Consider the following 12,493-nt stretch of genomic DNA (forward strand, 5'->3'; position numbering starts at 1 on the left):
AAGGAGGAAGATGGCGCGCCGCCTCTTGAACCAGCTGCTCGTAGCCGTGCCGACGCTCTTCGTCGTCGCCACCCTGTCGTTCCTGCTCGTCCGGCTGGTCCCGGGCGACCCCGCCAACTACATCCTCGGCCGCAACGCCACCGCCGAGCAGATCGCCGCACTCCACACCGACCTCGGCCTGGACCGGCCCGCGCTGACCCAGTACCTCTCCTGGCTCGGCGGCGCGCTGCACGGCGACCTCGGCACCTCGTACGTCACCGGCCTCACCGTCGGCCAGGCGGTGCAGATCGCGTTCGCGCCGACGATCTCCCTCGCGGTGCTCTCCACCCTGATCGCGCTCGTGCTCGGCCTGGTCATCGGCGGCTGGATCGCGGTCCGCGGCGGACGCTGGGACACCGCGGTGCAGGCCCTGGCCGGCATCGGCCTGGCGATCCCGAGCTTCTGGCTCGCCGCCCTGCTGGTGCTCCTCTTCGCCCTCAAGCTGGCGATCTTCCCGGCCACCGGGTACACGCCGATCAACGAGTCGCCCTGGCTCTGGTTCGTCGGGCTGATCCTGCCGGCGACCGCGATCGGCATCAACAACTTCTGCCAGGTCGTGATGCAGACCCGGGCCAGCGTGCTGGACGTGCTCAGCCGCGACTTCGTCCGGACGCTGCAGGCCACCGGGCTGCCCCGGCGGCGGATCATCTACCGGCACGTGCTGCGCAACGCGGCCATCCCGGTGGTCACCGTGACCGGCCTGGCGTTCATCTTCACGCTCTCCGGCGTGGTGGTGATCGAGGCCATCTTCAACACGCCCGGCATGGGCAACCTGCTGCTCACCTCGGTGCAGTCGCACGACCTGCCGGTGGTCCAGGGCGTCGTGCTGCTCTTCGCCGTGCTGGTGATCGGCGTCAACTTCGTCAGCGACCTGGTGGCCGCCTGGCTCGACCCACGGATCCGGCTGTCATGAGCGCGACCCCCGAAGGGCTGGGCTCGCCGCTGCGCGCCGCCCTGCTGCGTGTACTCCGCCGCCCCAGCGTGCTGATCTCGCTCGGCTGGCTGTTCCTGATCACCGCCGGCACCGCCGGCGCCGGCTTCCTCGCCCCCTACGACCCGCTCGATCAGGACCTCAACGCCACCCTGGCGCTCCCCTCCGGAGCGCACTGGCTCGGCACCGACGACCTCGGCCGCGACCTGCTCTCCCGGCTGCTGCACGGTGGCGGGGGCGTGCTGGCCGGCGCCCTGGAAGCGGTCGTGGTGGCCGTCGTGATCGGCGTACCGGCCGGGCTCTTCATCGGCTACGTCGGCGGGATCGCCGACCGGCTCGGGAACTTCGTCACCAACGTGATGTTCGCGGTGCCCGCCTTCGTGGTGCTGCTGACCGTCGCGTTCATCACCGAGAACGACATCCCGGCGATCATGGGCGTGCTCGGCGTGATGATGTCCGGCGGCCTGACCCGGCTGATCCGGGCGTCCACCCAGTCGGCCCGCGACCTGCTCTACGTGGACGCCGCCCGGGTCGCCGACCTGCCGCGGACCCGGATCCTGCGCCGGCACATCCTGCCGAACGTCACCGGTCCCCTGCTGGTGCAGACGTTCTTCCTGTTCAGCGTCGCGTTCGTGATCCTCACCTCGCTGAGCTTCCTCGGCCTCGGCTTCTCCCCGGAGACCCCGAACTGGGGCCAGATGGTCCTGGAGGCGACCCAGCGACTGGGCACGTCACCCTGGCTGATGGTCCCGATCGGCGGCGTGCTGATCTTCACCGTCCTGGCGCTCAACCACCTCGGCTCCGCCCTGCGCGACGCCCTCCCCCAGGCTGAACGCTCCTCCCTCCTCCTTCCACGACCTTCTTCCCGTACGCGCAATCGGGCCGAACCCCGCGCTCAAAAGGCGGACCGGGCCGAGGCGACCGGAGAGCGATCCGCCGCCGCCGACGTGCTGCTCGCGGTGGACGGACTCACCGTCTCGGTCGGCGACCTCACGCTGGTCGACGGGGTGAGCCTGACCCTGCGGCGCGGCGGCGTGCTGGGCCTGGTCGGCGAGTCCGGCTGCGGCAAGACGATGACCGCTCTCGCCCTCGCCGGACTCGTCCCCCCGCCGGTCCGGGTCGGCTCGCGGAGCATGCGCTTCGACGGCACCGACGTCCGGGCGCTCACCCCGGTGCAGCGCGAACGACTGCGCGGCCGGGAGATCGGACTGGTCTCCCAGGAGCCCATGGTCGCCCTCGACCCGTGCTTCACGGTCGGCGCGACCCTGGTCGAGGCGCTGCGGCTGCACCGGAGGCTGTCCCGCTCGGACGCGCGCACCGAGGCCCTCACCCTGCTCCGGCAGGTCGGCATCGCGGCCGCCGAGACCGTCTACGGCTCGTACCCGCACCAACTCTCCGGCGGCATGGCGCAGCGGGTCTGCATCGCCCTCGCGCTGACCGGGCGACCGAAACTGCTCATCGCCGACGAGCCCACCACCGCGCTGGACGTGACCATCCAGGCGGAGATCCTGGATCTGCTCCGCGCGGTCCAGGACGAGTTCGGCACCACGATCATCATCGTCACGCACGACCTGGGCGTGGTCGCCGACCTCTGCACCGACGTCGCGGTGATGTACGCCGGCCAGGTCATCGAGTCCGGCACGGTCGACCAGGTGCTCGCCGATCCGGCACACCCGTACACCCGGGGGCTGCTGGCCGCCACGCCCGACCTGCGGGTGCCCGGCGAGCGGCTGCGCACCATCGCCGGCACCGTCCCGGTCCCGGCCGAGTGGCCCGCGCACTGCCGGTTCGCCAACCGCTGCCCGCACGCGCAGGACGGCTGCACCACCGGCCCGATCCTGCTGGAGCTGGTGACGAGCACCCCGGACGGGCCGGCGGCCGGACCGAACCCGGCCGCCGGGCGCGGCGAGCACGAGCACGCCAGCCGCTGCCGCCGCACGCACGAACTGGAGAAGGTGGAATGACACAGCTCCTCGCGGTCGACGACCTGCACGTCCGGTTCCGCGGCGGGGTCCGCGCGGTCGACGGCGTCTCGTTCACCGTCGGGCCCGGCGAGACCGTCGGCCTGGTCGGCGAGTCCGGGTCCGGCAAGTCCACGATCGGGCGGGTCGCGCTCGGCCTGCAGGCGCCCACCTCGGGCACGGTCACCGTGGACGGGACCGACGTGACCACCCGCGACTCGGCGAAGAAGCGCGGGCTCGCCCGGCTCCGGCAGGTCGTCTTCCAGGACCCGTACAGCTCGCTCAACCCGTCCCGGCAGGTCGGCCGCACGCTGACCGAGCCCCTCGAAGTGCAGCGCAAGCTCGACCCGACGGCGGCGCTCGCCGAGGTGAACCGGCTGCTCGGGAGCGTGGGACTGCCGAAGGACGCGGCGCTGCGCTACCCGCACAGCTTCTCCGGCGGGCAGCGGCAGCGGATCGCGCTGGCCCGGTCGCTCTCCACCGAGCCCCGGCTGATCATCTGCGACGAGGCGGTCAGCGCGCTCGACCTGGTCACCCGGGCCCAGGTGCTCAACCTGCTCGGCGACCTGCAGCGGGAGAGGGAGCTCTCGCTGCTGTTCATCGCACACGACCTGCCGATCGTCGCGCACCTGTCGCACCGGGTCGTGGTCCTGTACCGCGGCCGGATCATGGAGCAGGGGCCGGCCGCGGAGATCCACGACAGCCCGGCCCACCCGTACACGAAAGCCCTGATGGCGGCGGTCCCGGTGCCGGACCCGGCGGAGCAGCGGCGCCGTCGCGCGGCCCGGGTCGCGGCCGGCACCGTCAGCACCGCCACCGCCGAACCCGCGCCCGTCGAGGGCTGCCCCTTCGCGCCGCGCTGCCCGTCGGCCACCGACGTCTGCTGGTCCACCCGGCCCGCCGACGTCGCGGTCGGCAACCGGCTCGTCGCCTGTCACCTCTTCGCCCCTAACGGAGGTATCGCATGACCACGAAGATCAAGCGAGGCGTCAGCCTCTACTCGTTGCAGGAGGAGTTCTTCCTGCGCAAGCTCACCCTGGAGCAGTGCATCGCGGAGATGTCCCGGCTCGACATCCGGGGCATCGAGACGATCGCCGAGCAGATGATGCCGGGCTACCCGAACCTGCCGGACGGCTTCTACGAGCAGTGGCACGGCTGGATGAAGCAGTACGGCACCGTCCCCACCGCGCACGACATGTTCCTGGACACCAAGCTGCACCGGGACCGGCCGCTGAGCCTGGAGGAGTCGGTCGAGTCGCTCAAGGTGGACATCCGGCACGCCGCGAAGCTGGGCTGCTTCGTGATCCGGGTGCTGGTCACCACCCCGCCGGAGGTGGTCGAGGCGGCCGCGCCGTACGCGATCGACCACGGCATCACGCTCGCCCTGGAGATCCACTCGCCGTGGGACTGGGACGACGAGCACATCCAGCGGCACCTGGAGGTCGCCGACCGGGTCGGTGTCGAGCACGTCGGCGTGATGCCGGACATGGGCATCTACGTGCGCCGCTTCCCCCGGGTGATCTGGCAGCGGGCGCTGCGCGACGGCGCCACCCCGGCGATCGTCGACCAGATCGTCGAGCGCTACGACAACCGGGACACCGCCACGATCGTCGAGGACGTCGAGAGGCTCGGCGGCAACCCGGCCGACGTGAACCTGGCCCGGACCAGCACCCACTTCATCTGCTCGGACCCGAAGCTGCTGCTCGACCACCTGCCGGCCGTGCACCACATCCAGGCCAAGTTCTACGAGATGACCACGGTCGACGGCCTCGACGAGGAGTACAGCATCCCGTACCCGGAGATCATCGCGATCCTGAAGCGCGGCGACTGGGACGGCTACCTCTCCAGCGAGTACGAGGGGAACCGGCACATCCAGGACGCGTTCGAGGTGGAGAGCGTCGACCAGGTCCGGCGTCAGCACGCCATGTTCACCCGTCTGCTCGGCTGAGGAGTCATCACATGTTCGACAAGTACATGGTCTGCGAGGAGACGCTGCACAACGTCGTCGAGGACGGCGCGGTGACCGGCTACGCGTTCGAGGTCCGCATCACCTACTACCGGGGGCTGCGGCTCTCCATGGTCGAGCCGTTCGAGGTGGTCGTCGACGGCGCGCCGGTCCCGGTCGAGGACCTGCGGTTCACCCTCGGCGGCGCCCGCACCTACACGTTCGCCGAGATGGCCGACGAGATCGGCGACCGGTGGGAGTTCGGGGAGAGGGCGCTTCTCACGGTACGCAAGCCGGGTGGACTGGCTGCCGGGGAGCACACCCTCGACGTGATCGAGCGGCTGCGGATCTCCTACATGCCGGTGCTCTCCGAGGCCCGGTGCCGCAAGACCGCGGTGGTGGCCTGATGGGGCTCAGCGACGGCGTGGTCCGGCCGGGTGCTCTGCGCCGTACCGTAAACGGTCTTGATCTCGATGTTCGGGTGGGCTGGTATCGGAGCCTGCCGCTCTCCTCGGTGCGGGTCTTCGCACTCGAGGTCGACGGAGCGGCGGTGACGCCCACGTTCGAGCTGGACGGCGCGACCTACACGCTGGACGAACTTCCGGCATTTCACGATAAGTGGTGGTTCGTCCAGGATCCGGCCACGCTCCATCTGCCGGTGAGCACCGCGAAGAGCGCGGTCCGGGTCGAACTCGAGATCGGCTGGCGGATCCCCTACATCGTCATCGGGCCGGAGACCGCCCTCGTGCAGCGCGCCCACGTCGACATGGAGCTGGAGGTGGCGGCATGATCAAGACCGGATCCACGCTCTACGCCTACACGAACGAGTGGCGAGCGGGTCAGTACACGCTCGACGAGATGATCGCCAAGGTCGCGGCGCTGAACCTGGGGCCGGGCCTGGAGGTCGTCGGCTTCCAGAGCTTCAAGGGCTTCCCGCACCTCACCCCGGATCAGATCCGGAATTTCCGGAACGCACTGGAGAGCAACGGCCTGGAGCCGTCGTGTCTCGGGACCAACATCGACGTGGCGCTGCGCAGCGACCGGTTCCTCACCGAGGACGAGATGGTCGACTACCTGGCCGCCCAGGTGAAGGTCGCCCGGCTGCTCGGATACCCGGTGGCCCGGATCCAGATCGGCGCCACCCCGGGCGTGATCGAGCGGATCGCCCCGGTCGCCGAGAAGGCCGGCGTGAAGCTCGGCATGGAGCTGCACGCCCCGGAGGCCGCCACCACGCCCGCGATCGTCGCGGTCCGCGAGTGCTATGACCGGATCGGATCGGAGTACCTCGGCTTCATCCCGGACTTCAGCGCGACGATGACCGCAGTGCCCCGGGGGATGCTCGACCAGTTCGTCCGCGACGGCCTCCCCGCTTCGCTGCTGCCCGCGCTGGTGGAGATCTGGTCCGGGGACGAGCTGCCGCACGTGCGGTTCAACCGGTTCGCCGCGCTCGCCAAGGAGCAGGGTGCCGAGGGCCCGGTCGTGGACCAGACCCGGCTGGCGTACACGATGTTCGGCCACGCCGACCCGCAGGGCTGGCGGGAGATCCTGGACCGGGTCGTCCACGTGCACGGCAAGTTCTACGAGATCGAGGACGGGACCGAGCCGTCGATCCCGTACGCCGAACTGCTCGGCCTGCTCGTCGAGGGCGGCTACGACGGCGTCATCTCCAGCGAGTGGGAGGGACACGCGTTCGCCACCGAGCACGACGTGGACGCCTTCGCGCTGGTCGGCGAGCACCAGGAGATGTGCCGCACACTGCTGGCCGCGGCTACGTCCGGAGGGGGACAGCGATGACCGACGTGGACCTTCTCATCGTGGGCAGCGGCCCGGCCGGGTCGGCGATCGCCCGCGAGGTGTCCGAACGCCGCCCCGGCACCCGGATCCTGATGGTCGACGCCGGCCCCCAGGTCACCGAGGTACCCGGCCGCAATACCCGCAACCTGGCCCCCGACGAGCGCGCCGTCGCCCAGGCCCGCTCGCAGGGCCCGAACGCCGACGGGGCCGCCTCCGCCACCGGCCGGGTCCCGGGCGGCAGGCTCGCCGCCCGGCCCGGCACGTTCCTGCTCCGCGAACCCGTCGACGGAGACGACGACCAGGACGGGATGCCCGCCGCGGCGATGTCCAGCAACGTGGGCGGCATGTCCGCACACTGGACCTGCGCGTGTCCCCGCCCCGGCGGCACCGAGCGGATCGGCTTCCTCCCGCAGAACGCCCTCGCGTCCGCGTTCGACCGGGCCGAGGAGCTGCTCACCGTCACCCAGAAGGCGTTCCGGCCCAGCCCGTCCAGCGAGTACGTGATCGAGACCCTCGGCGCGCTCTACGACCAGGGCCGCGAACCGGACCGCCGGGTGCAGCCGATGCCGCTCGCGTGTGCGCCCAGCAACCAGGGACCCAGCGACCGGGGCATGCCGACCTGGTCCGGCGCCGCCGAGGTGCTCGGCCCGCTGACCGGCCCGGCCGACGGCTTCACCCTCTCCCCCGAGACGGTCTGCCGCCGCATCCTGCACACCGACGGCGTGGCCACCGGCGCCGAGCTGATCCGGAACGGTCAAACGGAGACCGTGACGGCTCGCGTCGTGGTGGTCGCCGGGGACGCGATCCGCACCCCGCAGCTGCTCTGGGCCTCCGGGATCCGTCCCGGGGCGCTGGGCCGCTACCTGAACGACCAGCCCCAGGTGATCTCCGCGGTGATCCTGGACGTCCCCGGCTCGGGCGCCGCGTACACCGACGTCCTCGACCAGCGGGACCTGCTGACCGGCGTCATGTGGGTGCCGTTCGACGACGCGAGCTTCCCGTTCCACGGCCAGATCATGCAGCTCGACGCCTCCCCGATCCTGGTCGGCGAGGACGCCGATCCGAACGCGTCGGTGGTCGGCATCGGCACGTTCGGCGCCAAGGAGCCGCGCGCCGAGGACCGGGTCACCTTCGACGAGGACCGGCTCGACGGCTACGGCCTGCCCGCGCCGACGATCCACTACGGGCTGACCGAGAAGGATCGAGCGGGCGTCTCCCGGGCGCGGGGCGAGATCTCCCGGATGGCCGCCGCCCTCGGCCGCTTCGTCCCCGGCGGCGAACCGAAGCTCCTCCCGGCCGGCAGCAGCATGCACTACCAGGGCAGCGTCCGGATGGGCCCGGCCGACGACGGCACCTCCACCTGCGATTCCACTTCCAAGATCTGGGGTACGGCGAACGTCTTCGTCGCCGGGAACGGGGTCATCCCGACCGCGACCGCGTGCAACCCCACGCTGACCGCGGTGGCCCTGGCCGTGCTGGCCGCCGAGCAGATCGCCGCCGAGCTGGGGGCGCTCGCGGACGCCGAGCGGATCGCGTCCGAGCCGGGGGCATGACCGCTCTCGCGGGGCTGGCCGAGGCTGCCGGAGTGCTCCGGGCCAGGGACTACCGGCGGTGGTTCCTGGCCCAGATCCTCTCCGCCTCGGGCGGCTCCACCCAGGCGGTCGGCATGGCCTGGCTCGTCGTCCAGCTGGGCGGCGGCGGGCTGGAGCTGGCCCTGGTCACCGGGGTGCTGTTCCTGCCCACCCTGTTGCTCGGCGCGGCGCTCGGCGGGCTGGCCGACCGCCACGACCGCCGCCGCCTGCTGATCCTCACCCAGGCGGCGCAGATCGTGCTCTGCCTCGGGCTGACCGTACTGGCCGCCACCGGCACCGCCCGGATGTGGTCCCTCGTCGCGTTCTCGCTCGCCACCGGCGTCGCGTTCGCCGTCGACCAGCCGGCCCGCCAGCTCTACGTGCTCGACCTGGTCGGCCGGGACCGGGTGGCGAGCGCGATCAGCCTCAACGAGGTGGTGATCAACGCGTCCCGGATCCTCGGGCCGGCGCTCGGCGGCGCGGTGCTCGCGATCTCCGGCACGTGGGTGTGCTTCCTGGTCAACGGGCTCACCTACGTACCCGCCCTGATCGTCCTGCTGATCACCCGCCCGGCCGCCACCACCCCGGTGACCGCCGCCGCGGGCCGGGGCGACATCCGGGCCGGGCTGCGCTACTGCCGGCGCACCCCGGCCATCCGGGCCTGCCTGCTCCTGGCGGTCACGGCCGGGGCGGTCTACAACATCAGCGTCGTGATGCCGCTGATGGTGACCCGGGTGTTCCACGCCGGTGGCGGGGCGCTCGGCGTACTCACCGCGATGTTCGGGGTCGGCGCGGTGCCCGGCGCGATCCTGTCGGCCGCCGCCGGGCGCGAACCGACCGGACCCGAGGTACGCCGCCTCGCCCTGGCCACCGGCGTCGCGGTCGTCCTCTGCGCCCTGGCGCCCACCCTGCCCCTGATGATGGTCGCCCTCGCCGTGGTCGGCGCGGTCTCCATCTGGTTCATCGCCCGGGCCAACGCACTCGTGCTGATCAGCGCCGAACCGCGCCTGCGGGGCCGGGTGATGGGCGTCTGGACCGCCGCGCTACCCGGCATGAACCCGGTCACCGGCCTGCTCGTCGGCGGGCTCGCCGGCACCGCCGGGCCACGCGCCGCCTACGCCGTTGCCGGGGGCGCCGCCACGGTGGCCGCCCTGTCGGGGTGGCGGGCTCTCCGTCGTACACAGGAAGAGGTTTTCTGATGTCTGAAGTTGATCTGTTGATCGTGGGTAGTGGACCGGTCGGTGCGACCTATGCCCGGCTGGTGTCGGAGCGGCTGCCCGGTGCGCGCGTCCTGATGGTCGAACGCGGTCCGCTGGTCACCGAGCCGCCCGGCCGCAACGTGCGCAACCTCGGCGACCCGGACGCGCAGGCCACTGCCCGGGAACGATCACAGGGCTCGCACGCCGCACGGGCCACCGGCACGCCGTACTCGACCGGGGAGACGATCACCGCGCGGCCCGGCACGCACCTGATCGCGGACATGGGCACCGGGGACTTCCCGGCGGCGGCGGTCAGCACCTGCGTCGGCGGGCAGGGTGCTCACTGGACGTGCGCGACGCCCCGGCCGTACGGCAGCGAACGGGCGGACTTCATCCCTGACCTGGAGTGGAACGCCGCCGTCGAGACGGCCGAAGGCCTGCTGCACACCACCGCCGAGGCCTTCGGCGAGCGGCCGATCACCAAGGCGCTGCGCTCCGCCCTCGCCGGGGTCTTCGACGACGAGCTGCCCGCGGGGCGCAAGGTCGGGCTGCTGCCGGTCGCCTGCACGGAGAACCCGGACGGCACCGTGGAGTGGACCGGGACCGGGACCATCCTCGCGCCGCTGACCGGCAACGATCAATTCGAACTGCGCGCCGGGACCGCCTGCGTCCGCCTCGACCACGAGGACGGCCGGGTGACCGCCGCCGAACTGGAGGAGGTCGCGACCGGGCGCCGCTACACCGTCCGCCCGCGCGCCGTGGTGGTCGCCGCTGATGCCTTACGGACACCGCAGCTGCTCTGGGCCTCCGGGATCCGGCCGCACGCGCTCGGCCGATACCTCAACGAACACCCGCTGATGATGGGCGTGGTCGCGCTCGCACCGCACCTGCGCGCGCTGGCCGGCGACGACAGCGGCGACGCACCGGCGGCGCTGCTCGCCGACCCGGTCCGCGGCGCGCTGACCGTGCCCTTCGCCGACGAGGCACACCCGTTCCAGGGCCAGATCATGTACTACCGCACGCCGCCTGTCCCGGCTCCTTCCCCCGCCACCGGTTCCCCCGCCACCGGTTTCGCCGCCGTCGGCTGGGGGTGCCGCCAGGAGCCGCGACCGGAGAACCGCATCGAGTTCTCCCCCGTCGACGTCGACGAGACCGGGCTGCCCGCGATGACCATCCACTGGTCACTGTCCGAACGTGATCGCGACGAGCTGATCCGGGCGCGCGCCAATCTGGACCGCGCCGCCGCCGCGCTCGGCACGTTCCTGCCCGACGCCCAGCCGCGGATCATGCCGCCGGGAAGTTCGCTGCACTACCAGGGCACGCTGCGAATGGGCCCGGCCGACGACGGCACCTCGGTCTGCTCCACGGAGAGCAGGGTGTGGGGAACCTCGAACCTCTTCGCCGGCGGCAACGGCCTGATCCCCACCGGAACGGCCTGCAACCCCACTCTGACCAGCGTCGCCTTCGCCGTCCTGGGCGCCGCCGCGATCGTCGAGGACCTGTCATGAGCGTTGTGGAGGGCGACCCCTTCTCCTTCCTCGGCAGCGCGGCCGTCAACCCGGCGGAGATCGTCCGGCCCACCTCGGTCGAGGAGGTGCAGGCCGCGGTCCGTGCCGCCGCGGCGTCCGGGACGCCACTCTGGACCGTCTCCCGAGGCAAGAACCTGGGGTACGGCGGCGCCGCCCCACGCGTGCCCGGCAGCACGCTCCTCGACCTGTCCGGGATGGATCGGATCCTCGAGGTCGACGACGAGAGCGGGTACTGCGTCGTCGAGCCCGGTGTCACGTTCCTCGCGCTCGACGAGCACCTGCGCGCGACCGGGTCCCGGCTGATGCCGTCGGTTCCGGACATCGGCTGGGGCAGCGTCATCGGGAACGCCCTGGAGCGCGGCTTCGGGTACACCCCGCACGGCGATCACTCGGCGTACATGTGCGGCCTCGAAGTGGTCCTCGCCGACGGAACCCTGCTGCGCACCGGGATGGGGGCGTTCCCGGACAGCAGTGCGTGGGCGCTGTACAAGGGCGGGTACGGGCCCTCGCTCGACGGGCTCTTCGTCCAGTCCAACCTCGGCATCGTCACCAAGATGGGCGTCTGGCTGATGCCACGACCGGAGACGATCAGCGTCTGCCAGATCGGCGCGCCCTCCGACGACGACCTCGCCCCACTGATCGACACACTGCGGCCGCTGCTGCTCGACGGCACGATCCAGAGCAACGTGGTGATCGGCAACGCACCGGTGATCGCCTCGATGGTCAGCCCCCGCGCCGCGTGGTGGACCGGTGCGGGCCCGATGCCGGCCGCGGCGGTCGACCGGATCACCGCGGCTCTGGGCATCGGCCGGTGGAACGCCCGCTGCGCGTTCTACGGGCCGCCCGCGCTGGTCGCGGCCCGGCTCGACGTCCTGCGCGGGGCGGTGTCCGCTTTCGACCTCAAGGTCACCACCTACCCCGGCGACGTGGACCCGGCCGACGTCCACCCCGCCGACCGGGCACAGCTCGGCATCCCCAGCACCGACCTGATCCGGATGGCCGAGTGGCGCGGCGGCACCCCCGCGCACACCGACTTCTCACTGGTCTGCCCGCCGACCGGCCGGGACGCCGTACGGCAGAAGGAATTGATCGAAAGAAAGGTCGAAGCCCACGGCTTCGACTATGCGGGCGGCTTCACGCTCAACCCTCGACATGCCATCGCCCTCGCCCTGGTCAGCTTCGACCGCGACGATCCGGCAGAGGCAGCGGCGGTCGCGGCGCTCTTCCCCGAGCTGATCGCCGACGCGGCCGCGGCCGGATATGCGCCGTACCGCGCCCACGTGGCCTACATGGACCTGATCGCCGACCGGTACGACGCGTACGATTCGGCGCACCGGCACACGGTCGAGCGCATCAAGGACGCCCTCGACCCGGCGGGCGTCCTGTCGCCGGGCAAACAGGGCGTCTGGCCCGCCGGCCATCGCTCGACCCGCGGCGCCGTTCCGCGATGATCAAGAGCACGATCCGGATCACCGGCCTCGGCCTCACCGCCTGCCCCAGCCCCAGCCGGCAGGCGGCGCCCTT

11 protein-coding genes are annotated in these 12,493 nt (G+C 71.9%); all 11 read left to right on the forward strand.

Translation table 11 applies throughout. From position 1 onward, the window contains the following. Positions 1 to 10 precede the first annotated feature (10 nt). The 11 genes from AB0M08_RS19450 to AB0M08_RS19500 are packed head-to-tail and all read left to right on the forward strand — an operon-like array spanning position 11 to position 12,420. Positions 11 to 952: an ABC transporter permease gene (locus AB0M08_RS19450; protein ID WP_364494787.1), complete on the forward strand. Its 942-nt coding sequence runs from the start codon at positions 11 to 13 to the stop codon at positions 950 to 952. Beyond that, complete coding sequence (locus AB0M08_RS19455) at positions 949 to 2,934, forward strand: dipeptide/oligopeptide/nickel ABC transporter permease/ATP-binding protein (protein ID WP_364494790.1); 1,986 nt, start codon at positions 949 to 951, stop codon at positions 2,932 to 2,934. The genes AB0M08_RS19450 and AB0M08_RS19455 overlap by 4 nt, the downstream gene beginning before the upstream one ends. After that, positions 2,931 to 3,899 (forward strand): oligopeptide/dipeptide ABC transporter ATP-binding protein, encoded by a 969-nt coding sequence (locus AB0M08_RS19460; protein ID WP_364494793.1) that lies wholly within the window; start codon positions 2,931 to 2,933, stop codon positions 3,897 to 3,899. The genes AB0M08_RS19455 and AB0M08_RS19460 overlap by 4 nt, the downstream gene beginning before the upstream one ends. Next, on the forward strand, positions 3,896 to 4,879 hold the full coding sequence (locus AB0M08_RS19465) for a TIM barrel protein (RefSeq protein WP_364494795.1): 984 nt from the start codon (positions 3,896 to 3,898) through the stop codon (positions 4,877 to 4,879). Before AB0M08_RS19460 ends, AB0M08_RS19465 begins: the two co-directional genes overlap by 4 nt. Positions 4,880 to 4,890: 11 nt before the next feature. After that, entirely contained in the window at positions 4,891 to 5,283 is a 393-nt protein-coding gene (locus AB0M08_RS19470; protein ID WP_364494797.1) for a DUF6379 domain-containing protein, read from the forward strand. Further along, positions 5,283 to 5,666 carry a DUF6379 domain-containing protein gene (locus tag AB0M08_RS19475; RefSeq protein WP_364494800.1) on the forward strand — a complete coding sequence of 128 codons (384 nt, stop codon included), beginning with the start codon at positions 5,283 to 5,285 and terminating at the stop codon, positions 5,664 to 5,666. Before AB0M08_RS19470 ends, AB0M08_RS19475 begins: the two co-directional genes overlap by 1 nt. Then, positions 5,663 to 6,670: a TIM barrel protein gene (locus AB0M08_RS19480; RefSeq protein WP_364494802.1), complete on the forward strand. Its 1,008-nt coding sequence runs from the start codon at positions 5,663 to 5,665 to the stop codon at positions 6,668 to 6,670. Before AB0M08_RS19475 ends, AB0M08_RS19480 begins: the two co-directional genes overlap by 4 nt. Further along, complete coding sequence (locus AB0M08_RS19485; protein WP_364494805.1) at positions 6,667 to 8,223, forward strand: GMC oxidoreductase; 1,557 nt, start codon at positions 6,667 to 6,669, stop codon at positions 8,221 to 8,223. Before AB0M08_RS19480 ends, AB0M08_RS19485 begins: the two co-directional genes overlap by 4 nt. Next, entirely contained in the window at positions 8,220 to 9,440 is a 1,221-nt protein-coding gene (locus AB0M08_RS19490) for an MFS transporter (RefSeq protein ID WP_364494807.1), read from the forward strand. The genes AB0M08_RS19485 and AB0M08_RS19490 overlap by 4 nt, the downstream gene beginning before the upstream one ends. Further along, entirely contained in the window at positions 9,440 to 10,948 is a 1,509-nt protein-coding gene (locus AB0M08_RS19495; protein ID WP_364494810.1) for a GMC oxidoreductase, read from the forward strand. Before AB0M08_RS19490 ends, AB0M08_RS19495 begins: the two co-directional genes overlap by 1 nt. Beyond that, on the forward strand, positions 10,945 to 12,420 hold the full coding sequence (locus AB0M08_RS19500) for an FAD-dependent oxidoreductase (RefSeq protein ID WP_364494813.1): 1,476 nt from the start codon (positions 10,945 to 10,947) through the stop codon (positions 12,418 to 12,420). The genes AB0M08_RS19495 and AB0M08_RS19500 overlap by 4 nt, the downstream gene beginning before the upstream one ends. Positions 12,421 to 12,493: the final 73 nt, after the last annotated feature.

The sequence above is a fragment of the Actinoplanes sp. NPDC051851 genome, from assembly GCF_040681165.1.
Lineage (GTDB): Bacteria > Actinomycetota > Actinomycetes > Mycobacteriales > Micromonosporaceae > Actinoplanes.